Genomic DNA, 411 nt, shown 5'->3' with positions numbered 1-411 from the left:
CGACCGTACGTGAGGATCTGAACGAATGAAACTGACGAAGAGATTCGCCGCTCATTTTTGTCCGAACCCGAACACGGAAGTAAAGCTCGAGCGCCGATGGTAGTAAAAAAAGGAGCTTCTGCTAAAGGCGTGCACGTCCTGTGCACAACGCAGAAGTCACCACATCCTGTGGAAGTCCTGTGAGAGTAGGACGTCGACATGCAAGAAGAGAAAGAGCAGCTGATGAGGCTGCTCTTTTTTTGTTTGAGGAAAGCTCGTAAGAGCTAGTAAGCGGAGGAATCCGTCTAAGTAAAATTGAAACTGTGAGGGCGGAAAGGAGCAAGAAGGTCGAGGAAGTGAAATGAGAGAAGACCGGAACGTACGACCGTACGTGAGGATCTGAACGAATGAAACTGACGAAGAGATTCGCCT

The sequence above is a fragment of the Bacillus salitolerans genome, assembly GCF_042680805.1.
Lineage (GTDB): Bacteria > Bacillota > Bacilli > Bacillales > SA4 > Bacillus_CJ > Bacillus_CJ salitolerans.
Note: the sequence above shows the minus strand (reverse complement) of the source record.